The sequence below is a fragment of the Agrobacterium sp. 22-214-1 genome (assembly GCF_053522465.1).
In genome coordinates, this window is the sequence record NZ_JBNWCK010000001.1 from 185,726 (window position 1) to 208,917 (window position 23,192).

Here is a 23,192-nt window from a genome sequence, read left to right on the forward strand (position 1 = left end):
ATTTGCCTCATTTAAACGACAGTTGAACGGGCAGAAGGATACCGCCATCGGCGAACAGGACCTCGCGGTTCTGTTCTGGCAGACATTCAGGAGACGGAACTCTTATGATGCACAAGGCAAACACATTCACCCGGACGGCTTTGTCCGCTCTGGTCCTTTCTCTCGGCGCAATGTCCGCTCCGGCCATCTCGCAGGCGCAGGATGCTGCTCCCGCCGCTCAGGGCGCTGGCGCTCCGCCGCTCGGCTGGTTCAAGACCTGCTCCAAGCAGGAAGACAACGATGTCTGCGTCGTGCAGAACGTGGTTCTTGCCCAGAACGGCCAGATGATCACCGCCGTCGGCCTCATCACCGTTGAAGGCAAGGTCAACCGCAAGCTGCTGCAGGTCTCCGTTCCGACCGCGCGTCTCGTTCCTCCGGGCGTGATGATGCAGATCGACGGCGGCAAGGGCCAGAAGCTCGATTACGCCGTTTGCCTTCCCGACAAGTGCACGGCCGAAGTTCCGCTGACGGACGCGATGATCGCTTCCCTGAAGAAGGGTAGCGAGGTGGTCTTCACCTCCATCAACTTCCGCCGCGCTCCGAACCCCATCAAGATCGCGCTCTCCGGCTTCACCGGCGCCTATGACGGCCCGGCGATCACCCAGTCGCAGCTTGCCGAAAGCCAGCGCAGCCTGCAGGAAGGCATGCAGAAGAAGGCTGAAGAGGCTCGCAAGAAGCTGGAAGCCGCACAGGACGCTGCCAAGGGCGCGCCGAAGCCCTGATCGCAGCGTAAGCTCCAAAAGTAGGAAAACCGGTCTGGCGACAGACCGGTTTTTTTATGCCCTTGGGAGGGAGGGGAGAAATTTGGCGGGCGTCAATGCGCCGTCGACATTTTCGGACGCCATTCGCCGTTCGGCGCCTTGTCGAAGATGCGGCCGATATTGGGATTTCGGAGCGGCGTCTCGTTTTCGTCGTGGACGAGGTTCTGTTCGGAAACATAGGCGACATATTCCGTCTCCTCGTTTTCGGCCAGAAGATGATAGAAGGGCTGGTCGCGATCCGGCCTGATTTCCGCAGGGATGGCGTTCCACCATTCCTCGGTATTGGCATATTCCGGGTCCACGTCGATCACCACACCGCGGAACGGAAACACCTTGTGGCGGACGATTTCGCCAAGCGTGAATTTTGCGTTTCTTTGTTTCATGGCATGTACTTCCTTTCCCAATACTAGTTGGTATCGGAATGCGAAATATCAAGACCTAGCGGTTTTGGCGCCGGTCTGCCGTCCGCGTTCAGCGCCTTCTGCCGATGGGCGCGGTGGCGATGATGACGCCACCGGTGACCAGCACGATGCCGATGGCGTGATAGGTCTCGAAAGTCTCCCCAAGGAACAGCGTGGCCATGAGGATCGAGACCGGCGGCATCATGTAAAGCGTGATGCCAGCCGTGGCGGGACCGAAGACGCGCACCGTATGGGTGAAGCAATAAAAGGCCAATAGTGAGGCGAACAGGATGATGCCGCCGATCTTGGCCCAGGCCATTGGCGTGGCGGGCAACATGCCGCCCTGCGCCAGTTCCAGAGCCGCCGGCGGCAGAAGCACGAGCGCGCCGGAAAAGGCGATCAGGCCGAAAAGGCTGAAAGAGGCCATCTGCCGTGCGGCGGGATCGCGCAGCAGCAGCGAATAGACCGCAAAGGCGATGGCCGCAGTCAGGATCGCGAAATCGCCAATGTTGAAATTCAGATGCCAGAGAGCGGACATATCGCCCTTGAGCACGATGGCCGCCACGCCGGCAAAGGCGATGACCATGCCCGCCACTTCCAGCTTCCGGATCGGGCGGCCCTGAAAGACGCGCTGGAACAGGATGATGAACAGCGAGGACGTGGTGTAGATCAGCGTGCCGTTGGCGGCCGTCGTCATGGTCAGCCCCCAATAGACCACGCCGCCGCAGATGCCCATGCCGAGAATGCCGAGGACGAGCCAGAGCAGCGTTTTGCGCCGCACGAAAGTCAGGCAATTGCGCCAGTCGGCGATCATGAAGGGGGCGATGATGAGGGTCGAGCCGATCCAGCGGATGAAGGCGGCGACGAAAGGCGAGACTTCGCCGACGACGCCACGGCCGAAAATGACATTGCTGGAAAAAAAGAACGGCACAGCCAGAAAGATGAGCCAGTCCGTAAGGCGGGTTTGCTGAGAGGCTGGCTTGTTCGACATTCTTTACGATACGGCTGGACTTCAAAAGAAAACGGCGGCTTTCCGGGGAAAACCGCCGAGATGGATCGAGCGCCCCAGTGGAGCGCTCGCAGGGCCGATCAGGCCGAGTAGTACATGTCGAATTCGACCGGATGCGGGGTCATTTCGAAACGCATGACTTCCTGCATCTTCAGTTCGATGAACGAGTCGATCTGGTCGTCGTCGAACACGCCGCCGGCGGTGAGGAACTTGCGATCCTTGTCGAGGCTTTCCAGCGCTTCGCGCAGCGAGCCGCAGACGGTCGGGATCTTCTTCAGTTCCTTGGCAGGAAGGTCGTAAAGGTCCTTGTCCATCGGCTTGCCGGGATGGATCTTGTTCTTGATGCCGTCGAGGCCGGCCATCAGCATCGCCGCAAAACCGAGATAGGGGTTCTGGGTCGGGTCCGGGAAGCGGACTTCGACGCGCTTTGCCTTCGGGTTGGAGCCGAAGGGGATACGGCAGGAGGCGGAGCGGTTGCGCGCGGAGTAAGCGAGCAGAACCGGCGCTTCATAACCCGGCACCAGACGCTTGTAGGAGTTGGTGGTGGGGTTGGTGAAGGCATTGATCGCCTTGGCGTGCTTGATGATGCCGCCGATGTAATAGAGGCAGGTCTCGGAAAGGCCTGCATATTCGTCGCCCGCAAACGTCGGCTTGCCGCCCTTCCAGATCGACTGGTGAACGTGCATGCCCGAGCCGTTGTCGCCGAAGATCGGCTTCGGCATGAAGGTTGCCGTCTTGCCATAGGCATTGGCGACCTGGTGCACGACGTACTTGTAGATCTGCATCTTGTCGGCGCTGGAGACGAGCGTGTCGAACTTCACACCCAGCTCGTGCTGTGCGGCAGCCACTTCGTGGTGGTGCTTTTCGACGACCACGCCCATTTCGGCCAGAACCGTCAGCATTTCGGAGCGCATGTCCTGGAGGCTGTCGATCGGCGGAACCGGGAAATAACCGCCCTTGACGCGCGGACGGTGGCCGAGGTTGCCGGTCTCGTAATCCGTGTCGTCGTTGGACGGCAGTTCGGACGAATCCAGCTTGAAGCCGGTGTTGTAGGGATCGGCCTTGTACTTCACGTCGTCGAAGACGAAGAATTCGGGCTCCGGGCCAACGAAAACGGTGTCGCCGATACCCGACGCCTTGAGGTAGGCTTCAGCCTTCTTGGCAGTGCCACGCGGGTCGCGGTTATAGGCTTCGCCAGAGACCGGGTCGAGGATGTCGCAAAGGACGACCAGGGTGGACTGGGCGAAGAACGGGTCGATATGGGCGGTGGCCGGATCGGGCATCAGCACCATGTCGGACTCGTTGATGGCCTTCCAGCCGGCGATCGAGGAGCCGTCGAACATGACGCCATCGGCGAACATGTCTTCGTCCACACAGACAACATCCATGGTGACGTGCTGCAGCTTGCCCTTGGGGTCGGTAAAGCGCAGGTCCACGAACTTGATGTCGTTATCCTTGATCTGCTTCAAGATATCGTTTGCGGTCGTCATTTAAACGTTTTCCTTGAGTGTGATGATGACGAGGTGAAAACCCAAGCCTCCCCGGCTCGGGACGTTCTTGATTATATGGCGTCCACGCCTGTTTCACCGGTACGGATGCGGATGACTTCCTCGACATTGGAAACGAAAATCTTTCCGTCGCCGATACGTCCTGTCTGCGCCGCATTGCGGATCGCCTCGATGACGGCTTCCGCATTCTCATCCGCCAATACGACTTCGACTTTCACTTTCGGCAAAAAGTCCACGACGTACTCTGCTCCGCGGTAGAGTTCCGTGTGGCCCTTCTGACGACCAAAGCCTTTTGCTTCCGTGACCGTGATTCCCTGAAGTCCGACTTCCTGAAGGGCTTCCTTCACTTCATCGAGCTTGAAAGGCTTAATGATCGCTTCGATCTTTTTCATGAGAAAATATCTCTCCGCTTCTCCCGTTAAAGCAGGTAACTCCCGCTCTGCCACAAGAATGCACGTATTGTGCCAGATCGGAAGCGGGCTTGAAGAAAAAACTTCGATCCCCCGGCTTTCCGACACAAAATGCATTCGCTTTTTGCGCTTTTCCAGCCAATTTCTCGCGGAAACCCGAAAAATCCATCAGCATTTCTGTGAATTTGTATTATTTTAGTTGATTTGAATATTTGGAAAGATGCGAACAGAGGAATGGTCGTTTGTTTATATTTTATGCATTTGTCTATTATTTGGACATGGCTATTTGCTTATTTTTGTATCGATTGCCTTTCCGGCGTTTTGAAGGGATGATCGGGACATGAAATCCCTTCCGCGCCTCTTCCTGATCGACCCTGTTGTCATGGCCCGCATCGATGCGGCGGCCGGGCAATCCGGCATTCCTCTTTATGACCTGATGGAGCGGGCGGGGCAGGCGGTTGTCGCCTCGGTGCTGCGTCATTATCCGCAGGCGCAGCGCTTCGTCGTGCTCTGCGGCTGCGGCAACAATGGCGGCGATGGTTATGTGGCGGCGCGGGCGCTTTTGCAGAGCGGGGTGGTCGTCGCGGTTCATCATCTCGGCGATGTCGGCGCGCTCAGCGGCGATGCGCGGACGGCATTCGAGCGGAGCGGCGTGACGCCGTTGCCGCTTGTCGGCTATGCGCCTCTTGCCGGCGACGTGGTGATCGATGCGGTGTTTGGGGCCGGATTGTCCCGCGATGTTCCGCAGGAGCTTATTCGAGTGATTGAGGCGGTCACGCGGGCGAAGGTGCCGGTTCTCGCCGTCGACCTGCCCTCGGGCCTCTGCGGCAGGCGGGGCGTGCCTCTCGGCGCATCGTTCAGGGCCGAGCGGACGGTGACCTTCATGGCGCGCAAGCCGGGTCATCTGCTGATGCCGGGGCGGGAGCTTTGTGGAACGCTCGAGGTGTTCGATATCGGCATTCCGTCCCGCATCCTTGACGCCCATGCGGGATCGGTGGCGGAAAATGATCCGCTGATCTGGCGGGATGCCTTGCCTCATGCCGATATGGAAACCCATAAATTCCGTCGTGGGCATCTGACCGTCTTTTCCGGCCCGGCCCATGCGACGGGCGCAAGCCGCATGACCGCGCTTTCGGCACTGAAGGCGGGGGCGGGCATCGTCACCATCGCCGCGCCGAGGCAAGCGCTCGATGTGCTCTCCGTCACGCTGACGGCGGTGATGAACGCAGCGGTGGACGATGCCGACGATCTACGGTCGTGGCTGGACGATGGGCGTCATGGCGCTTTCGTTCTCGGCCCGGGTTTCGGCGACCTCGAAAAGGCGCGGCAATTCGTGTCCCTGCTTGGAGACAGGGCTGTGGTGCTGGATGCCGATGCGATCACGGCTTTCAGGGATCATAAGGAGGCCCTGTTTGCGCGTGTCACGTCGGGCACGGCCAAATTCGTGCTGACGCCGCATGAGGGCGAGTTTGCACGACTGTTTCCCGATCTTGCCGCCGACAAGATGCTGAGCAAGATCGAGAAGGCGCAGGTCGCCTCGGCGCGCAGCGGCGCCATTCTGGTCTACAAGGGCGCGGATACGGTGATTGCCGCGCCGGACGGCCGGGCGCTGGTCAACACCAATGCTCCCGCGAGCCTTGCGACGGCTGGATCAGGTGATGTGCTGGCCGGCATCATCGGCGCGCTGCTGGCGCAGGGAGCTCCCGCCTTCGAAGCAGCCGCAGCCGGTGTTTGGCTGCATGGGGAGGCCGGCCATAGAGCAGGCGACGGCATGACGGCGGAGGACCTTGCTCATGCGGTTCGGCCGTTTGGGTGAATTGGTCTCATTGTGTTGGGGCAGGCCTGTGAACCGGGTCTTTGCTGGCCGCTCGCTGAACCTGCGATCTTACCACAGTTCCATCATCCGCACTCCGTCACCCCCGGATTCGGGGTCCAGCGCGATCAAGTCCTTGATCGCAGGAGACTCTTCTCACGGCGCAGACGCGCCTTGGCTGGATGCCGGATCACGTCCGGCATGACGAAGGAGAGGCTTATCCCTGGAGCAAGTCCGTCGCGTTTGCGGCATTCAGCCCGCATTCAATGCGCAGCCTTGCCTGCCTGGCTCGCCATCGCCATTCGCGATGCGCTGATAAGGAGTTTGCGTTCGGCGCGCTCCTGCTGCGGCGTGCGATTGTAGATTTCGCGATAACACTTGGAAAAATGCGAGGCGGAGACGAAACCGCAGGCGACGGCGACTTCGACCACCGGCATGGCCGATTGCACCAGCAGGTGGCGGGCGCGGTCGAGGCGGATTTCGAGATAATAGCGGGCGGGCGAGCGGCCCATTTCCTGGCGGAAGAGGCGTTCCACCTGCCGGCGCGACAGATCGGCGGCATCGGCTATATCGAGCAGCGACAGCGGTTCGGCAAGATTGCCTTCCATCAATTCGATGATCGAAAGGACCTTGCTGTTCTGCACGCCGAGGCGGGCGCGTAGCGGCAGGCGCTGGCGGTCATTGGGGCTGCGCACCCGGTCGGTCAATTGCTGTTCGCAGACGCGGTTGACGAGGTTTTCGCCGAAATCCTGGCCGATCAGGCTCAGCATCATGTCGAGCGAGGCCGTGCCGCCGGCGCAGGTATAGATGTTGCTGTCGACTTCGAAGAGGTCGGCATAGACTTCCACCTGCGGGAAGGCTTCGGAAAAGCCGGGCAGGTTTTCCCAGTGGATCGCGCAGCGCTTGCCGTTCAAAAGGCCCGCCTGTGCGAGAATATGGGCGGCGGTACAGAGGCTGCCGATGGCGATGCCGCGATTATAGGCTTCGCGCAGCCAGGCATTGACGGATTTGTTGATGTGTTGATCCACATCGATACCCGAACAGATGATCGCCATTTCAGGGCGGTTTTCGCCGTTGACGTACCGCCGCTCATCGGCAAGACAGGTGTCGGCCTCAAGACAGATGCCGCTTGACGACATGACCTTCTGGCCATCGAGCGAGGAGAGACGCCACTCATAGGCCTGATAGCCCAACATTCGGTTGGCGATGCGAAGCGTTTCAACCGCTGCGGCGAATGGCAGCATGGTAAATTGCGGAATGAGAAAAAAGACGATTGAGCGCTTCTTCTGGGAGTTTCTGCTCATTTGCCCGTGCTCCGTTGCGAATACGCAATTCCTCCCTTGGAATTGGTCTTCTGGATGTCCTGTTTACGACATCTTTAACGAAAAATACGCCGTGGAATCGGGGCTGTCAAAAAATAGCTTTTGAAATATGCAAATTTTGCGACAAGCCTTTAAAAAAGGCGGTGTGTCGCATGTAAAACAGGCAGGCTATTTTGCGCCCCTGTCCTTCCATTCGAAGGACGGGCAGGGATGGCTCGCACGTCTGGAAACGTTGCGAGCCACCGGTTGAATGTCATCTGCGGATGACGTTTATGCGGCTGTTGTCCGTCGTCGGCCATCCGATATCCTTCAATGTTTCAGGCGGCAATGCCTCCAGTGCGCGAAGCATTTTTTCGCGACGCCATGCGGCGTAACGGGCGGCAACATGGTCGGACAGGCGATGAAGCCAGCCGGTGGATGACGGACGGTTCGAGGAACGGTTCGCCACGGGGAGATAATGTATCATGGTCATGTCTTGATCCTTTCCTGAACCACGATCCTGTTTGCGACTTCGGTATGCGCTTGCCGACGAGGCTAAATCCGCCCCATCAATCGATGTCCCGGATGGTGCGCGCTTGTTGACATTCAATCAAACGAAATGATATCCATCTATAAATCAAAATATTTGAAGGTGCGTGCCATGACCGTGACTTTCCGCCAACCGCTGCCGTTGCTGGATAACGACATATTGAGAACCTTCGTCGCCATCGCGGAAACGGGAAATTTCTCCACCGCCGCGGAAGTGGTGTTCAGAACGCCGTCTGCGGTTTCCATGCAGATCAAGAAGCTTGAAGAGCAGTTGAAAACGACGCTCTTCCTGCGCGATGCCCGTTCGGTGACATTGACGGCTCATGGGGAGACGCTTTTGACCTATGCGCGGCGCATGATTGCGCTGTCCAACGAGGCCGTGTCGCGTTTCGTCATGCCGGAGCTTTCCGGCGTCGTCCGTCTCGGCGCGCCGGAGGATATTGGCGAGCGTGGCCTGCTACCGGGCATTCTCAAACGTTTTGCCGAGGCTTTCCCCGGCATCATGATCGACGTCACCATCGATTCCAGCTCCAATCTTTATAAGCGCATGGATGAGCAGAGGCTCGATCTTGCCCTCGTCAACTGTGCCTCCCATCCCCTTCGGGATACGGGCGAGGTGCTGATGCGCGAGCGTCTCGTCTGGGCGGGCGCCAAATGCGGCACCGCCTATCTGCGCGATCCGCTGCCAATCTCCATCTGGGAAGAGGGCTGCATCTGGCGCTCGGAAGCGATCCATTCGCTGGAAAAGCGCGGCCGCAATTTCCGCGTGGCCTATCTCAGCGGCCATACCATGGCGCAGCGCGCGGCGATTGCCGCCGATCTCGCCATCGCGCCGCTGCCGCGATCCTATGTGCAGAACGACATGGTCATTCTGGGCGACAAGGAAGGCCTGCCGGAACTTGGCTGTTTCGATATCCGCCTGATCATGGGTGACAAGGCGTCGCGCCCTGTTCTTGCCGTGGCTGAAAGCATTCGAAACGCCTTTGTCGAAGTCGCCAAGGCGGCCTGAGATATTGGAGGTGCGCGGCGGCCGTGGCCCGTCGCGCCGTTAGAATCGCGGTTTTAGCCGGCCATAGAATCCGGCGATGCCGAACTGTCCACTGCGCCGGTTTGCCAGCTACCGCGCTTGACCAGCCAGTCGGCCGAATTCTGCAATCCGCCGAAGGGGAAGACGTGAATTTGCCGGATCGGCCCTTGCGGATTGGCCTGCCAGTGCCGCTCGATCGGCCCGACGATGCTTTCCGGTGAATGGCCCTTGGCGAGCGTCGTCAGCGAAAGCGCATTTTTCTTGAGATAGGCGATGGAATTGCCGACGCCGCAGAGCGCGGCATATTTCAGAAGCGTCGTGATCTTGGCCGGGCCGGAAACGCCGATATGCACCGGAAGCTCGATGCCTGACGCCGCTAACCCTTCCGCCCAGGCGATAAAACGCGCGGGATCGAAACCGAACTGGGTGACGATGCGCATTGCGGCATCGCTTCTTTCGGCAAAATCGCGTTTCAGCCTGAGTGCGGCCATCGCCGTTTCGTCGTTGAAATCCGGGCTGCCTTCCGGGTGGCCGGCGATGGCGATCTGCCTTATGCCGCAACGGTCGAAAATACCAGTGGACAGCATGTCCATGCTGGATGCGAAGGGACCGGCCGGGCGGTCGACGCCGCCGCCGACAACCAGAATATCGGTTACGCCCGCTTCTCCGGCAAGCCGTTTTACCTGTTCTTCAAACGCTGCGCGGGAGGGGATGCGCCGCGCTGCAAGATGCGGCACCGGCTCGTAACCGAGATCGCGCAAATGTCCTGCGGCTTCAACGAGCCTTTCCTGCGAGGCGGCTCCAGTGTCAGTGAGATAGACGCGCACACCCTGCGGAAAGAGACCGGCAAGGTCGGTCGAGCCAAGCACCTGCGCGGGCGAGGCTTCGATGGAGGCGGGAATGATGGAAGCGGCGGAAATATCGGGCAATTTGTGCGTGATCCTTTTTATTATCATGCACCTATTTTGCGGCGAAGTCTGTGCCTGTTGCGGCAAGACAGGCTTGCATCTGCGACGAAGCTCGGCCCCAATCCCTGACGCGCGGCTTCACCAGATCCGTTTCGTCAGGCCGTTCCAAAGCCAGGTCCAGATGGTCGGCGGGAAACGCAGTACCGATTTGCCGGGTGAGGGCGGTTGCGGCGCAAGGCTGCCGGAAAGGGCGTCCTCGATGGCGCTGACGGCGATATCCACCGAAGCGGCGGTCAAAAGCAGCGGATAGGTGGCAATCGTGTCGGAAGGGGACGGTTTCAGCCGCTTCTCGTAGAGCGTGGCGCCGGTATCCACGCCCTTGTCGACCAGATGCACGGTCGCGCCGAAATTGCCGCGGTCTTTTTCCACCAGCGCCCAGTATCCGCCCATCTGCCCGCGGTAGGCAGGATTGATACCGGCATGGAAATTGATGACCGGGCATTGCAGGGCCTGAAGCGTGGTCGGCGTCAGCAGGCGGCAGGAAATGGTGAAGATTGCCGCCGGTTTCAGCAGATTGGCGGCCTTGCGGCATTCCTCATCGTTGAGCGAGGCGAATTGGGTGACGGGGAGACTGTGATGGAGATCGGGAGAAAGGCCGTGTTCGGCGATGATCGCATCGCTTCTACGAACCGTGAAGCGCTTGCCGAGCCGCGAGGCGATCATCGTCGCCATCTGGCCCGCAGCGACAATCCAGCCGAGCCGTCGCGCGCGTCGCCTGAGAATGACCGACTTGCTTTCCGGTTGCTCCATGAAAACATGGATGTCGGGAAATCGGGCCGCCAGCGCATTGATCATGACATTGGGGTTCACCCCGCCCGCCGTCATCACCAGAAGCCGATTGTTGATGTCAGTCATATCACCCACGGGATTTTCCTAAGCCATGATCCAGACGCCGAGTTTCACGCGTGAACTTCAAAACCATGTTAATTTTCATCGACAGGATTTTTTGAAATGCCGCTGGAACGGATTTTTGGGACTCACGTTATTGTGACGCATATCACATCGGTACTTGCCTTTGGACGGCAAGTCATAGGGGAGTAGTTTCACATGATCACACGCATTCTTTCGACCGTTTTCGTGGCTTTGTTGACCGTTGTCACCCTGAGTTCCTGCGGCAACACCATTCGCGGCATGGGTCGTGACACGGCGAACGCCGTCGACGCGACGCAGGATGCCGGCCGCAATGTGGACCGTGCCGCCCGTCGCTGACGACATCTCCCCTTAAAGGTCCGGCGTCATCCTGAAACACGGGTGACGCCTTTTCTTTGACCGAATTTTCCTGCGAATGTGCCCCGACGAGAATCACGGGGCGGGCATGAACGGATCGATGAAAAGACTGGCGAAGCTGCTGTTGCCTTTGCTGTTGCCATTTTCGGCTCAGGCCGGCGGCCAGGCGGATTTCTGCAGGATCATGGACCATGCCGGCGGTCGTTATACCGTCTGCAGTTTCGATCCGGCAAAAAGCACCATCCGGATTTACGACCGCGATCATGTCTCCGGCCATGGATATGGTTCCTTCGCCGCTCTTTCGTCGGCGCTGTGGCGGCAGCACATGTTCAGCGTCTTCGCCATGAACGGCGGCATGTACCATTCGGACTATTCCCCCGTCGGGCTCTTTGTCGAAAATGGCATCGAACGCTCGCCGATCAGCACCGGCGGCGGCTGGGGCAATTTTCATCTTCTGCCCAATGGCGTGTTTTATCTGAAGGAGGCCGCGGCCGGCGTGCTGGAAACGCAGGCCTATCTGGCAGCGGATCCCAAGCCGGACTTCGCCACGCAATCCGGGCCGATGCTCGTCATCGATGGCAAGCTGCATCCGCGCTTTCTGCCCGATAGCGACAGCCTGAAGCGGCGCAACGGCGTCGGCGTTTCCCGCGATGGCATGGTGCATTTCGCCATTTCGGAAAATACCGTGCGCTTTTACGATTTCGCCACGCTGTTCAGGGATGTGCTGGACGCGCCGAATGCGCTCTATCTCGACGGGACCATATCCAGCGTCGATATTCCCGCAATGAAAAGGCGGGACTCGCTGTTTCTGATGGGGCCGATCATCGCTGTTGTCGACAGGGTGCCGGATTAGCCCGAACGATCAGATCGGCGCCTTGGGATAGGCTTTTTCGAGACCGGCCGATGCCGTCAATCCCTTGCGGAAGGCGAGATAGGCGGGATGCTGGCTGGCCCTTGCGGTTTCCATGATGCGGATCTGCAGCCGGGCAGGGGCATTGCCGCCAAGCCATTCGCCGGTCGTTTCCAGCTTCAGGCTGTTGAGGAAGCGGGCATTGGTCTGCTGGTCGAGATAAAGATTGAGGCCAGCCAGCAGGTTCTCGTCCTGCAGGGCGTTTTCCATCAACAGCAGCACCCAGGCTTTATCCTCGCTTGCAAGCGAAGTGAGTTTCGATGCGACCGTTTCGCGATCGGGGAAGGAGGATGCCTGCTGCATGGGTGACTCGCATCGTTGCCGTTGCCATCGTCGATAAAGCACAGGTCACGCCCTTTCAAGGCGCAGTATTTCAGCCAAGGAAGTTCGACCGTAACGTGCCGGCGGCCGGGGTTTTCAACAGGCGTTTGTGCATAAGCTTTAAATAACAGTTACACTTTAGTCCAAATTGCGGCGATCGCCAAAATGGCGCTTATGCGGGCCTCACGCTAACACCTTGTTTTTTCACATACCTATGCACGGGGCGAATGGCAGCCTGTCGAAAACGCCTTCATTTAGCCGCTTTTTGCATTTGCCTTCGCCGCCGGATTTTAATAAATGCTTGCCTCAACGGGCCGGGTCTTGAAGATCCCCCGGAGAGTGAATAGCTGGAGTAATCATGGAAGAAACCGCTCAGAAATCCTGCTGGGGCGTCACCTTGCGCGCACTTGCAGGCTTTGCCGCTTTTCTCGCATTGACGTACATTTTTGGCAGCCCATAAGCATCTCTCCTGAATGACGGGTTTTGAAACGGCGCGGTTTTCCTTTGGAAACCGTGCTGTTTTCGTTTGAAGGCAATTATGTCGCAGCTGCGCAAACCGCTGACGCTCTTTTGTGGCGATCCGTTTCGGCTTTGGATATGATGGTGGTGGAATCCATTCTTATTCAAGGCGAACTTCATGTTTCTTTCGGTCTTTGACGTCTTCAAGATCGGTATCGGTCCTTCGAGCTCCCATACGATGGGGCCGATGACGGCAGCCAACCGCTTTCTGGCGCTGATCCTCAGCGATGAGTGGCCGCGGCCGGCAGGCGCGGCCGTTGCGCAGCTGAAGGTCAGCCTGCATGGCTCGCTCGCCTTTACCGGCATCGGCCACGGTACCGGGCGTGCCGTCATTCTTGGCCTCACCGGCGAACGGCCGGATATCGTCGATCCCGATGCGATGGACGCCATTATCGAGACGGTGGAAAAGGCCGGCACCGTGACGCCGCCCGGCCATCCGTCCTATGTGTTCCGCCCGGCCGAAGATCTGGTCTTCGACAAGAAGAACCCGCTGCCCGGCCACGCCAACGGCATGATCTTTTCCGCCTTCGACAATCAGGGCAGGCTGCTCATCAAGCGCATCTATTATTCCGTCGGCGGCGGTTTCGTCGTCACCGATACGGAGCTGGAGGCGATCAAGCAGCGCGGCAAGACCATCGATAACGGTCCGCGCGTGCCTTATCCCTTCGCCACCGCGCGGGAAATGCTGGATATGGCGGCCCGTTCCGGCCGCACCATCGCCCAGATGAAGCGGGCCAACGAGGAGACGGTGGTTTCCCGCGAGGAGCTGAACGAGCGTCTCGACCAGATCTGGGAGGCGATGAACGGCTGCATCGAGCGCGGTCTGAAAGTGGACGGCATCATGCCTGGCGGCCTGAAGGTGCGCCGCCGCGCCCGCTCCATTTACGAGAAGCTGAATGCGGAATGGCGCAGCAACCGGCTGAACCCGGTCATGGCCAATGACTGGCTGAGCGTTTACGCCATGGCGGTGAACGAGGAAAACGCCGCCGGCGGCCGCGTGGTGACTGCGCCGACCAACGGTGCGGCAGGCGTCGTTCCTGCCACCGTCAGATATTTCCGGCATTTCCATGAGGATGCGAGCGTCGATGACGTGCGCGACTTTTTGCTGACGGCGGCCGCCATCGGCGGCATCATCAAGCACAATGCTTCGATTTCAGGCGCGGAAGTGGGCTGTCAGGGCGAAGTGGGCTCGGCTTCCGCCATGGCGGCGGCGGGCCTTGCCGCGGTTATGGGCGGATCGCCGGAACAGGTGGAAAATGCCGCCGAGATCGCGCTCGAGCATCATCTCGGCATGACCTGCGATCCGATTGCCGGGCTTGTGCAGGTGCCGTGCATCGAACGTAATGCCATGGGCGCGGTGAAAGCGGTGACGGCGGCCTCGCTGGCGCTGAAGGGCGACGGCCAGCATTTCGTACCGCTCGATGCCTGTATCGAGACCATGCGCCAGACCGGCAACGATATGAGCGAGAAATACAAGGAAACTTCCACCGGCGGCCTTGCCGTGAACGTTGTGGAGTGCTGAACGGGCAGGGCGTCAGGCATGGTTGCCATGCTTGACGCCCGCCGCAAAAAGGCATTGATAGAACCATGCCTCTACATCTCATCAAACTTTGCGTCGGCGCGGATTCAATCCAGGACTTGAGAGACTGGGTCGCGCATCGTGCTCTGAGCGCAATTGCCGCAGGCCTTGAGCCGCACAGTGTCCACACCACCCGGATGATCCCGAAACGTGTCGAGGAGTTGCTCGAGGGCGGTTCGCTCTACTGGGTCATCAAGGGGCAGGTGCAGGCGCGGCAGAAACTTCTCGATATACGCTCCTTCAAGGGCGAAGACGGTATTTCCCGCTGCGATCTCATTCTCGGCCCGGAGGTTATCGAAACCTCACCTGCGCCGAAACGCCCGTTTCAGGGCTGGCGTTACCTTAAGGACGACGAGGCGCCCCGCGATCTCGGCGGCGGCACGGGCGGCGAGGATATGCCTTCCGATCTCAGGCGGGAACTGGCGGAGCTTGGGCTGCTCTGACGCTTAACGGATTTGAACATGAAAAAGCCGGCATCCTTGCGGAGCCGGCTTTTTCATTTGGGGAGACGGGTCGGTCGTGCGGTCAGTTGATGCCGCCGACCGCATTGGTGGCGCGACCATCCTGAATTTTCACCCAGCGGCCGGGATTGGCGGTGTCCTGGCGCTTCAGGTAGGTATATTCGGTTTCCGACCAGTTCATGACCTTGTTGCGCATGTTGTCGAGAACGAAATCGCCACGATCGGTGCGGACGGTCAGAACGGCGTGGCCTTCGCCATTCGGCTGCAGAACCACGGTGATCAACAGGTTGGAAGCGGAGAAGCCCTTGTTCATCAGCATCTTGCGCTTCAGGAGCACGAAGTCTTCGCAATCGCCGACCGTGGTGGGATAGGCCCAGCGCTCTTCGACGCCATAGATTTCCATGTCGGTCATCGGCGTGATGGTGGTGTTGACGGTGTAGTTGACGTCGAGCATCGTCTTCCAGCGCTCTTCGGTCAGCTTCATCGGGCCGTTGTCCAGCGAGGTTGGCTGGCATTCGCTCTGATAGGTCTGGCAGAATTCATAGTGGCCGATCGGCGGGTTGGCCTTGCCGATGACGCGCATGACGGCGGCCGGCGAGGCGCTTGCCTGATGCGCGAAGGCGCTGACGATGAATGCGATCAGAGTGAAAACGAAACGGTTGTTCTTGTTCATTGCTTGTCTCCCCGTGGTGAGGAGACATTCGCAGGTATATTTTGACCCGGCGGAAATTTGCGAAGCGCAATTTGAGCTTAAATTTCAGCAAATTAGCCGTTGTTTTGAACTGTATTCGAACTAGTTTTTATGCGTGTTTGAAGCAAATTTTATTACAATTTTACGCATCCTCGCTTTAGGCTTTTGGTAGCCATCTAGACCGCTGTATTGACAGCGGTTTTCCGTGTCCTGCGGTTTCCTTGGTCGCGCGCGGCCGGCTTGCGGCGCGTGGCGAAGAGGTGGATTTCCCGTTTTGGGATGGCTGTTTCAGGCTGGTACAGGCCGGAAAAAGCGACAAAAAAACTTCAAAAAAACTGCATTTTTTCTGGAAAAAAGTTTTGCAGAGCGATTTTCGTGCTGTTGATGATCTGGCCAAAGGCGCAACATGTTCCGCCGCGCTCATCCATTTTACCGACTATGATGGATCCAGGCCGGTCTGCCGCATGCGTCAGGGCATGAAAATGGAAGTTCGGTAGCGAGAAGTGGGAATAAAGCACCGGACGCCAGGAGCGGCTGGTGAGCCCGATATGGCCGAAGACGGAGCATAGCCCGCCAAGACGCCATCCGGGAATCTTCGCAATTATGCGATTGGGGCGAGCGCAAAATGCGCCGAAAATGCCGTACACATTCTTACGGGCGTAAAACCTGCCGTGTCCGGGTGGAACTATTTAGAGAAATTCGATCAGTGCGTCGGGCGACTGGACGCGGTCGAATTCGACGGCGACGCCTTCCATGAAGTGGCGCACGATCTTGCCGCTCATGTTCTTGCCGAGCTGGACCCGGCTTCCGAGCGGCGGCCGGTTTTCGATCTCGATTGCCGCACCCGACAGGGAAAGGTCGATCAGCCGGCAGGCGACGAGCACACCGTCTTCCAGAACGAGCTGGGCTCTCGCATTGCGCGGCGTCAGGCGGTCGTGGCGGCGGTCTTCCGGCAGGCCGAGCAATTGACGCTTGGCGATCCAGGCGAGCTGCGCGGCGAGTTTTTCCCGCTTGCGCTCCGGCGCGTTGATGGCGATGAGGAAGCCCGATGCGGTGAACGATGTCACCGTGCCTTCGATCCGGCCGATATGCTGAAGATAGGCGATGACGCGGTCACCGTAGCGGGCAATGCCCGAGCAGGTGAACTGCGCCCTTTCGGCGGTCATCTCTGTCGCGGTGCAATCATATTCTTCATGATCGGGCAACATCAGGCGGCCGGTGAAAGACACACGGACGGCGTCGTCGAGATGAGCTTCTTCAACCGGACGCAGGATTTGGGCGGTGTTGACCGAGCGGGACGAAAACATGGGCAGCGCAATTGTAATGAATGATGACGGTAAGTTTCTACCCTGCGCGAGTTAACAGACTGTATTGTTTAATCTCTACAATTTTTCTGATCGGCAATATCGTTACAGTTCTGACATATTTTTTTGAGATTCCGGTGCTGCCGGACCTCTCCCGGAGGGGCGGAGAGCGTTGGAACAGGTCCGTCAGCAGCTTTCGGCGCGCGGTGTATCCTCGGCCCCCTTGTTCACCGGATACGCTGCCGGTGCGATGTCCAGGCGCAGCAGGCGGCTGCTTTGCATGGACAGGCACTGGATGGGCGCGGCGAATTCGTGTCGCGGCCGCTCCGCAAGCAGCGCTCCGAGCAGCCTTGGGGCGGCGTCGGGATCGGTGCGCAGCGGCAGGAGCAGCATTTCGAATGCCAGCGGTGCGGCGCCATAGCTGTCCTCTGCCTCGACATCGAAGACCACGGGCAACTGGTGGTGCAGGATGCCGCGCGCGACGCGGCAGGGGAAGACGGCATTTGCCGGCTGCCACAATTCTGAAAACGGGCGATCCCGCAATTCCCGGCCGAACAGATCACAAAGACGAGTACCGGCAAGGCGGAAGAACGGGGTGTTCTCTCCCTTGTCCGTGAGGATAAAAAGATCGCCAAGGTGATGTTTCAGCTTTGCGGGATCGATGTCCTCGCGTCGCGGGGCCGATCGCTTGCCGCGCAGTTCATCCCAATAGGCATATATGTCCAGTCCGGCCATGCTCTTCATAGCATCTCTCCATGTTCGTTTTTGGGACATCATGTCCATCCGAACGTCTGTATCTGGAGGTGTAGCGATTTTCGTGCCAAGTGGATTTGTTAAGGTTAACAAAGGGTTGATATTGCCCGATGGCGATAGTCGTGGCATCGGAGCGGCCATGTCGGGGAAAGCTCCGTCAGCACAATTCGATGGCGTCGCCTGTTATTTTAAGGCGAGCCCGCAAGCCGGACCGCCCGCGGCCCGGCGTCCTGACCGATAGCGGTTTGGGCGTCGAGCGCTTCAAGGGCGGGACGGCTTTTTTTTCGTTCGGGCTTCCTATATTGCTCGGGGAACGCAAAATTCGACCAAGACAGGGATGGGATCATGTCCTACGGGGACGGCGAGCAGCCGCCGGTTTCGGAAACGCCGGAGCCGAAAGACGACACGAACAATCCCGTCTTCAACCTGCCATCGCTGCTGGTCGGCATCCTGGCCGCGCTGATCGTCGCTTATGTCGTTCCCGCCTATCTTCTGTCGGAGGAAGGCAATGGCTGGTTCATCTTCACCTTCGGCTTCATCCCGCTGCGTTATGCGGTGCCGTTTTCCCAGCAGGGGCTGGAATGGCTCTGGACGCCGGTGACCTATTCTTTCCTGCATGGCGCCATTGAGCACATTCTCTTTAACGGATTGTGGCTGATGGCCTTCGGCGCGCCGGTTCTGCGCCGGATCGGAACAGTGCGCTTCGTGCTGTTATGGTGCATTTCCGCCGCCGTTTCCGCCTTCGGCCATGCGGCGCTGAACTGGGGCGATGTGACGGTGCTGATCGGGGCGTCCGGTGTCGTTTCGGCGCTGATGGGGGCGGCCTGCCGCTTCGCTTTCCCGGCGCGTGGCGGATATAGCGCCTCCTTCGGTCATCTGATGCCGCGACAGAGCATTCTTGGGGCGCTTTCCAACCGCACCGTGCTGATCTTCACGCTGATGTGGCTGTTCGGCAATGTGCTGATTGCGGTCGGCGTGCCGCTGTTCGGCGATGTCGGCGGTGAAATCGCCTGGGATGCGCATGTCTTCGGCTTTCTGCTCGGCTTCCTGTTCTTCGGGCTTTTCGATCGACGCTTGGCCTGAGCCGATCACGCTCCTTGTCGGCCGTGGCGCAAATTTGCTTTCGCGCGTCCCATCCGGGATTGCATTCATGCGGACCTCAGCGCACCATATCCCATGATTTGCAACCGCCGGGGGAGACTGCGGCGCTGCGTATCGCTGAAAAGAGGAGGAAGGCATGCCAACATTCGTAAAGGATCTTCTCGACCGCAAGGGCCGGGACGTCGTGACTGTCGGTCCGGAGGTCAGCATCGGCGAGGCGGCGGGAACGCTGCACGCGCATAAGATCGGTTCCGTCGTCGTGACCGACGCCGATGGCGTCGTTCTCGGCATCTTCACAGAGCGCGATCTCGTAAAGGCCGTGGCGGGCCAGGGTGCCACTTCCCTCCAGCAATCCGTGTCGGTGGCCATGACCAAGAATGTCATTCGCTGTCATCACAATTCCACCACCGATGAGTTGATGGAAATCATGACGGGCGGGCGCTTCAGGCATGTGCCGGTTGAAGAGAACGGCCGCCTTGCCGGCATCATTTCCATCGGTGACGTGGTGAAGGCGCGGATTGGCGAGATCGAAGCCGAAGCGGAGCACATCAAGGCTTATATTGCCGGGTGAGTTCGTTCGCTGAGCGTCTCACTTCTCTCGTTCCTGTGCTTGCCGCAGGAACGAGGAGCGAGGAAATTTCGCCCTAGCGCCGGAACGCCTGCTGCATGCGTTCAAGCTCCGGAATACGCGACCGCGTCTCCTCATATCCCCGGTCGATGGCTTCGCTGGCGCGATGGAATTCCGAGAGGCCGATATCGTTGATGCGGGGATGCATCATCAGGTCGGGAGGATCCCCCGCCAGGCGCGAGCGCGAAATCCGGTCCTGAATAATGTTAAACGCCTGCACCATGACGCCCGGCAGGCCGGGGCGCGGCGGGCTTTCCACCGCCGGTGCTGCGCCGCCATGCGATGGCGAGGCGGCGTGCTTGACCACGGCGGAGCGGCCGAAGAGGTCGTAATTCAGATTGACGGCGACGACCAGCGCCTGCTCATAGGCCCGGCAGACCGAAACCGGCACGGGGTTGACGAGCGCGCCGTCGATCAGGGTGCGGCCGTTGCACTGCACGGGTTCGAAAATGCCGGGCAGGGCATAGGATGAACGCAGCGCGGTGACGAGGTCGCCCTGGTGAATCCACACTTCGTGGCCGGTGCGCAGCTCCGTGGCGACGGCAATGAAGGGATGGTCGAGATCTTCGACGCGCAGACCTTCGAGATGCTCCTGCATGCGCTTTGTCAGCCGCATGCCGCCAAAAAGGCCGCCGCCGCCGATTGTCAGATCGAGCAGACCGGCAATGCGGCGCATCGTCAGCGAACGGGCGAATTCCTCCAGCTCATCGAGCTTGCCGGCGAGATAACAACCGCCCACCAGTGCGCCGATCGAGGTGCCGGCGATCATGCCGATCTTCACGCCGGCCTCATCCAGCGCCCGCAGAACGCCGATATGGGCCCAGCCGCGGGCCGCACCGCCGCCAAGGGCGAGCGCTATCCGGTGTTTGTCGACGATCTGGGTGACGGGCGGCTCATTGCCGGTGGCTTCGGGATTTCCAGCCGCAAGTTGATTGTGACGATTTCCCCATCCCAACATGACCGCACTCCCTGCCAATTCTACGGTGCTCCGCCCTTATCCCCGGAGCCCGCTATATTGGTAGCAAATTGGTGCGGCCGATGGAAGGTGGCCGTTCAAGTTGCGGAATAGGTGGTCGCCGGATCGAAATGGCGGGTATCGTCGGTGATCTTCGTCACCGCCTGGCCATCGGAGAGTTCGACCGTGCGATAAAAACAGGAGCGGCGACCGGTGTGGCAGGTCGCGTCATGGCCGGCGACGGAGACCTTCAGCCACACGGCGTCCTGATCGCAATCGGTGCGGAATTCCTTCACCGTCTGCAGATTGCCTGACGTTTCGCCCTTCTTCCAGATCTTGTCGCGCGAACGGCTGTAATAGTGGGCGATGCCGGTCTCCAGCGTCAGCGACAGGGCTTCCGCATTCATATGGGCGACCATCAGCAACTCGCCGTCACGCGCATCGGTGACAACGGCGGTGACGAGGCCGTGAGCATCGAATTTCGGCGAAAAAAGACCTGCGTTTTCGAGCACTTCCTTATCCGCAGGGGCGGATGGAAAGGGAATGGACATGGTAACCCCGGAAAATCAACTGGCGGAACGGTGGGAGCGGCGAATAAACGGAGCTGCCTCCGCCACTCTGGATTTTCTTGCGCATCGGATTTTCCGAAAACCGCCTGACGGCCTTCGGTCCGGCGCCTAGCGGTTCCGCACCATGGTCATGAAGCGCACCTGTTCGGCCGGATCGTTCTTGAACGTGCCGGTGAAGCTGGTGGTCAGCGTCGTCGACCCCTGCTTGTTTACGCCACGCATGGACATGCACATATGTTCGGCGTCGATCATGACGGCCACGCCGCGCGGTTTCAAGGTTTCCTCGATCGATCTGGCGATCTGCGCGGTCATGTTTTCCTGCGTCTGCAGGCGTCGGCCGAAGATTTCGACGACGCGGGCGATCTTCGACAGGCCAAGCACGCGGCCGGCCGGAAGATAGGCGACATGCGCCTTGCCGACGATCGGCACCATATGGTGTTCGCAATGGGAGAAGAAGGGGATGTCGCGCACCAGCACAACATCGTCATAACCGCCGACTTCCTCGAAGGTCGTGCCGAGCACGTCCTGAACGTTCAGCTCATAACCGGCAAAAAGCTCGCGATAGGCCTTGGCGACGCGCTTCGGCGTATCCAGAAGTCCTTCGCGGGCGGGATTTTCTCCTGCCCAGCGCAGAAGAACGCGCACTGCTTCTTCCGCTTCGGCCTGGCTTGGGCGAGCTTCTGCCACGTCGGGTTTTGCGCCAGCGCCGGGGAAATTCTTCACGATCGCATCCATTCCGTCTCTCCCGATGCGGGTAAAGGCCGCACCTGAATTCGTTTTTCATCACGAACTCTTGTTCGCAGTTGCTGCTATCTGGTTGTTTTACAGCATTTTGGCAAGACCGATGCTGTTATTTCGGTATCGGAGCCGTTAATTTCATCACGGCTTGATGTCCAGAAAGCTCGTTAGCATATAATGAGAATGAAGGGCAGGAAAGCTTCACTGCGACAAACGCTGTGTTTGAAAAATTTGACCTGTCCTGTTTTTGGGCAATCTTGAGCGCGCCGGGCACCGACGATGGACGATATCTACAACAATCGCATTCTGGACTTTGCCGGGAATATTCCGCTCATCGGCGTTCTTGAGGATGCCGACGCCAGCGCCGAGAAACACTCCCGGCTGTGCGGCTCCAAGCTCAAGGTCTATCTGAAGGTCGAAGGCGGCATCGTGACGGCGTTTTCGCATGAGGTTCGCGCCTGCGCGCTCGGCCAGGCCTCCGCGTCCATCATGGCGCACCACATCATCGGGGCTTCCAGCGGCGAAATCCGGCAGGCGCGGGAAGACATGCTCGCCATGCTGAAACAGGACGGCGAGGGGCCGACGGGCCGTTTCGAGGATATGCGGGTGCTTCAGCCCGTCCGCGATTTCAAGGCCCGTCACGCTTCCACCATGCTGACTTTCGAAGCGGTGGTCGATGCGCTCGACCAGATCGAGGGACGGCCGGCTCTCAACGCCGCAGGTTAGGCGATGTGCGGCGAACCGGGCTGCCGGCACCAGCAGACGGCGGAAAAAGCGGGCCGATCCCGCAACTGGACGGGCAGCTTCGCCAAGACGCCGGGGCGGCTTCTGGGCGTCGGTTTCATCCGGCTTTATCAGCTGACGCTTTCCGGCTTCATCGGAAATTCCTGCCGCCATATCCCCACCTGTTCCGAATATGGGTATGAAGCCATTGCCCGACACGGGCTTTGGGCCGGCGGATGGATGACGCTGTTTCGCGTCGCGCGCTGCGGGCCGGGCGGCACCAGCGGGCTGGACCCGGTGCCGGAAGTGCTCGATGGCCGCAGGCGCTGGTGGATGCCGTGGCGTTACTGGAGCCCGCATCGATGAATGACTATGTGGCCCTGCTGCACAGCATCGTGCTCGGCGCGGGCAAGCGGCTCGTCATGGCTGATCTCAGGGCCTTGGCGGAAGAACTGGGATTTGCCGAATGCAGAACGCTGGTCGCGACTGGAAATCTGGTTTTTCGCACCGGGGCGGCACCTGTTCGTGAGATTGAGGACAGGCTGGAGCGCGCCTTCGAGGACCGCTTCGGCAAACATGTCGATATTCTCGTTCGTTCGGGGAGCGACTGGCTGAAACTGGCGGCGGACAATCCCTTTGCCCAGGGCAATCCGCCGGATGTCTGCGTTCGGGTGATGCGCGCGCCGCTGGACAACGGCGTCCTTGAATTGCTGGAGAAATACCGCGGGAGGGAAAAGATCGCTCTTGCCGGCGGCGATTTGTGGATCGATTTTTGCGGCAAGCCGAGCGAGAGCAGGCTGCTGTCCGTGCTGACCACCAAAAGGCTCGGTATCGGCACGACCCGCAACGCCAATACGGTCAATGGTCTCGCGCAAATGCTTCGCTGAGCGATCCTTCGCCTTTGACTGCAATGGCAAAAGCCTTTAT

At 59.6% G+C, this 23,192-nt stretch carries 29 protein-coding genes; 13 read left to right on the top strand and 16 right to left on the bottom strand.

Annotated features, from left to right (window positions below; genetic code table 11):
- The first annotated feature begins 104 nt into the window (after positions 1-104).
- Entirely contained in the window at positions 105-761 is a 657-nt protein-coding gene (locus ACQZ5G_RS00970) for an invasion associated locus B family protein (protein WP_003523420.1), read from the top strand.
- 92 nt (positions 762-853) lie between these two features.
- On the opposite strand, the gene hspQ is transcribed toward ACQZ5G_RS00970, so the two are convergent.
- The 4 genes from hspQ to ACQZ5G_RS00990 form a co-directional block, all read right to left on the bottom strand.
- A complete protein-coding gene (gene hspQ / locus ACQZ5G_RS00975; RefSeq protein WP_003523419.1) occupies positions 854-1,183 on the bottom strand; it encodes a heat shock protein HspQ in 330 nt (109 codons plus the stop codon).
- A gap of 88 nt (positions 1,184-1,271) precedes the next feature.
- Complete coding sequence (locus ACQZ5G_RS00980; RefSeq protein WP_003523417.1) at positions 1,272-2,192, bottom strand: DMT family transporter; 921 nt, start codon at positions 2,190-2,192, stop codon at positions 1,272-1,274.
- Between the two features lie 98 nt (positions 2,193-2,290).
- On the bottom strand, positions 2,291-3,700 hold the full coding sequence (gene glnA, locus ACQZ5G_RS00985) for a type I glutamate--ammonia ligase (RefSeq protein WP_003523416.1): 1,410 nt from the start codon (positions 3,698-3,700) through the stop codon (positions 2,291-2,293).
- 71 nt (positions 3,701-3,771) lie between these two features.
- Positions 3,772-4,110: a P-II family nitrogen regulator gene (locus ACQZ5G_RS00990; RefSeq protein ID WP_003515720.1), complete on the bottom strand. Its 339-nt coding sequence runs from the start codon at positions 4,108-4,110 to the stop codon at positions 3,772-3,774.
- A gap of 358 nt (positions 4,111-4,468) precedes the next feature.
- Here ACQZ5G_RS00990 and ACQZ5G_RS00995 point away from each other — a divergent pair, with 358 nt between their 5' ends.
- Positions 4,469-5,944: an NAD(P)H-hydrate dehydratase gene (locus tag ACQZ5G_RS00995; RefSeq protein WP_448736710.1), complete on the top strand. Its 1,476-nt coding sequence runs from the start codon at positions 4,469-4,471 to the stop codon at positions 5,942-5,944.
- A gap of 260 nt (positions 5,945-6,204) precedes the next feature.
- Here the strand turns inward: ACQZ5G_RS00995 and ACQZ5G_RS01000 are convergent, their stop codons facing one another.
- Entirely contained in the window at positions 6,205-7,245 is a 1,041-nt protein-coding gene (locus ACQZ5G_RS01000) for a GlxA family transcriptional regulator (protein WP_448736711.1), read from the bottom strand.
- Between the two features lie 271 nt (positions 7,246-7,516).
- On the bottom strand, positions 7,517-7,735 hold the full coding sequence (locus ACQZ5G_RS01005; protein WP_196378641.1) for a hypothetical protein: 219 nt from the start codon (positions 7,733-7,735) through the stop codon (positions 7,517-7,519).
- A gap of 126 nt (positions 7,736-7,861) precedes the next feature.
- Between ACQZ5G_RS01005 and ACQZ5G_RS01010 the strand changes: the two genes are divergently transcribed.
- Positions 7,862-8,800, top strand: a complete 939-nt coding sequence (locus ACQZ5G_RS01010; RefSeq protein ID WP_020810641.1) for a LysR family transcriptional regulator — start codon at positions 7,862-7,864, stop codon at positions 8,798-8,800.
- Between the two features lie 53 nt (positions 8,801-8,853).
- Here ACQZ5G_RS01010 and ACQZ5G_RS01015 read toward each other — a convergent pair whose 3' ends face one another.
- Both ACQZ5G_RS01015 and ACQZ5G_RS01020 read right to left on the bottom strand, forming a co-directional pair.
- Positions 8,854-9,774 (bottom strand): methylenetetrahydrofolate reductase, encoded by a 921-nt coding sequence (locus ACQZ5G_RS01015; protein WP_448736712.1) that lies wholly within the window; start codon positions 9,772-9,774, stop codon positions 8,854-8,856.
- Positions 9,775-9,864: 90 nt separating this feature from the next.
- Positions 9,865-10,641, bottom strand: a complete 777-nt coding sequence (locus ACQZ5G_RS01020; protein ID WP_269828114.1) for a formyl transferase — start codon at positions 10,639-10,641, stop codon at positions 9,865-9,867.
- Between the two features lie 192 nt (positions 10,642-10,833).
- On the opposite strand from ACQZ5G_RS01020, the gene ACQZ5G_RS01025 reads away from it, so the two are divergent.
- Together ACQZ5G_RS01025 and ACQZ5G_RS01030 are read left to right on the top strand one after the other, a co-directional pair.
- Positions 10,834-10,995: an entericidin domain-containing protein gene (locus tag ACQZ5G_RS01025; protein ID WP_003495552.1), complete on the top strand. Its 162-nt coding sequence runs from the start codon at positions 10,834-10,836 to the stop codon at positions 10,993-10,995.
- A gap of 118 nt (positions 10,996-11,113) precedes the next feature.
- Positions 11,114-11,866, top strand: coding sequence for a phosphodiester glycosidase family protein (locus ACQZ5G_RS01030; protein WP_448736713.1), 753 nt, complete (start codon positions 11,114-11,116; stop codon positions 11,864-11,866).
- Positions 11,867-11,875: 9 nt separating this feature from the next.
- On the opposite strand, the gene ACQZ5G_RS01035 is transcribed toward ACQZ5G_RS01030, so the two are convergent.
- The gene (locus ACQZ5G_RS01035; RefSeq protein ID WP_125146591.1) at positions 11,876-12,226 is read right to left on the bottom strand and encodes a hypothetical protein; all 351 of its coding nucleotides are present in this window, start codon (positions 12,224-12,226) and stop codon (positions 11,876-11,878) included.
- 390 nt (positions 12,227-12,616) lie between these two features.
- The gene (locus ACQZ5G_RS01040; RefSeq protein ID WP_162935857.1) at positions 12,617-12,883 is read right to left on the bottom strand and encodes a hypothetical protein; all 267 of its coding nucleotides are present in this window, start codon (positions 12,881-12,883) and stop codon (positions 12,617-12,619) included.
- Here ACQZ5G_RS01040 and ACQZ5G_RS01045 point away from each other — a divergent pair.
- The gene (locus ACQZ5G_RS01045; RefSeq protein ID WP_174039234.1) at positions 12,882-14,285 is read left to right on the top strand and encodes an L-serine ammonia-lyase; all 1,404 of its coding nucleotides are present in this window, start codon (positions 12,882-12,884) and stop codon (positions 14,283-14,285) included. The two genes, ACQZ5G_RS01040 and ACQZ5G_RS01045, sit on opposite strands and share 2 nt — an antisense overlap.
- Before the next feature lie 65 nt (positions 14,286-14,350).
- The gene (locus ACQZ5G_RS01050; protein WP_003523405.1) at positions 14,351-14,785 is read left to right on the top strand and encodes a DUF1489 family protein; all 435 of its coding nucleotides are present in this window, start codon (positions 14,351-14,353) and stop codon (positions 14,783-14,785) included.
- 82 nt (positions 14,786-14,867) lie between these two features.
- Here the strand turns inward: ACQZ5G_RS01050 and ACQZ5G_RS01055 are convergent, their stop codons facing one another.
- Complete coding sequence (locus ACQZ5G_RS01055; protein ID WP_035260634.1) at positions 14,868-15,476, bottom strand: transglutaminase-like cysteine peptidase; 609 nt, start codon at positions 15,474-15,476, stop codon at positions 14,868-14,870.
- A gap of 239 nt (positions 15,477-15,715) precedes the next feature.
- Here ACQZ5G_RS01055 and ACQZ5G_RS01060 point away from each other — a divergent pair, with 239 nt between their 5' ends.
- Entirely contained in the window at positions 15,716-15,991 is a 276-nt protein-coding gene (locus tag ACQZ5G_RS01060) for a hypothetical protein (RefSeq protein ID WP_448736714.1), read from the top strand.
- Positions 15,992-16,183: 192 nt separating this feature from the next.
- On the opposite strand, the gene ACQZ5G_RS01065 is transcribed toward ACQZ5G_RS01060, so the two are convergent.
- Positions 16,184-16,801, bottom strand: a complete 618-nt coding sequence (locus ACQZ5G_RS01065) for a PilZ domain-containing protein (protein WP_448736715.1) — start codon at positions 16,799-16,801, stop codon at positions 16,184-16,186.
- Between the two features lie 183 nt (positions 16,802-16,984).
- Positions 16,985-17,542 (bottom strand): PAS domain-containing protein, encoded by a 558-nt coding sequence (locus ACQZ5G_RS01070; protein ID WP_003523401.1) that lies wholly within the window; start codon positions 17,540-17,542, stop codon positions 16,985-16,987.
- A 354-nt stretch (positions 17,543-17,896) separates the two neighbouring features.
- Here ACQZ5G_RS01070 and ACQZ5G_RS01075 point away from each other — a divergent pair, with 354 nt between their 5' ends.
- Positions 17,897-18,634, top strand: coding sequence for a rhomboid family intramembrane serine protease (locus tag ACQZ5G_RS01075; RefSeq protein WP_448736716.1), 738 nt, complete (start codon positions 17,897-17,899; stop codon positions 18,632-18,634).
- 154 nt (positions 18,635-18,788) lie between these two features.
- Positions 18,789-19,223, top strand: coding sequence for a CBS domain-containing protein (locus ACQZ5G_RS01080; protein ID WP_448736717.1), 435 nt, complete (start codon positions 18,789-18,791; stop codon positions 19,221-19,223).
- A 73-nt stretch (positions 19,224-19,296) separates the two neighbouring features.
- Here ACQZ5G_RS01080 and ACQZ5G_RS01085 read toward each other — a convergent pair whose 3' ends face one another.
- From ACQZ5G_RS01085 to folE, 3 genes are all read right to left on the bottom strand, one after another.
- Positions 19,297-20,238, bottom strand: a complete 942-nt coding sequence (locus tag ACQZ5G_RS01085; protein ID WP_448736718.1) for a patatin-like phospholipase family protein — start codon at positions 20,236-20,238, stop codon at positions 19,297-19,299.
- 95 nt (positions 20,239-20,333) lie between these two features.
- Positions 20,334-20,786, bottom strand: a complete 453-nt coding sequence (gene hisI / locus ACQZ5G_RS01090) for a phosphoribosyl-AMP cyclohydrolase (protein ID WP_003523396.1) — start codon at positions 20,784-20,786, stop codon at positions 20,334-20,336.
- Positions 20,787-20,912: 126 nt separating this feature from the next.
- Positions 20,913-21,539: a GTP cyclohydrolase I FolE gene (gene folE / locus ACQZ5G_RS01095; RefSeq protein ID WP_003495569.1), complete on the bottom strand. Its 627-nt coding sequence runs from the start codon at positions 21,537-21,539 to the stop codon at positions 20,913-20,915.
- Positions 21,540-21,821: 282 nt separating this feature from the next.
- On the opposite strand from folE, the gene ACQZ5G_RS01100 reads away from it, so the two are divergent.
- The 3 genes from ACQZ5G_RS01100 to ACQZ5G_RS01110 are packed head-to-tail and all read left to right on the top strand — an operon-like array spanning position 21,822 to position 23,152.
- Complete coding sequence (locus ACQZ5G_RS01100) at positions 21,822-22,268, top strand: iron-sulfur cluster assembly scaffold protein (protein WP_003523393.1); 447 nt, start codon at positions 21,822-21,824, stop codon at positions 22,266-22,268.
- Between the two features lie 3 nt (positions 22,269-22,271).
- Positions 22,272-22,631, top strand: a complete 360-nt coding sequence (gene yidD / locus ACQZ5G_RS01105; protein WP_448736719.1) for a membrane protein insertion efficiency factor YidD — start codon at positions 22,272-22,274, stop codon at positions 22,629-22,631.
- The gene (locus ACQZ5G_RS01110) at positions 22,628-23,152 is read left to right on the top strand and encodes a DUF1697 domain-containing protein (RefSeq protein WP_448736720.1); all 525 of its coding nucleotides are present in this window, start codon (positions 22,628-22,630) and stop codon (positions 23,150-23,152) included. The genes yidD and ACQZ5G_RS01110 overlap by 4 nt, the downstream gene beginning before the upstream one ends.
- Positions 23,153-23,192: the final 40 nt, after the last annotated feature.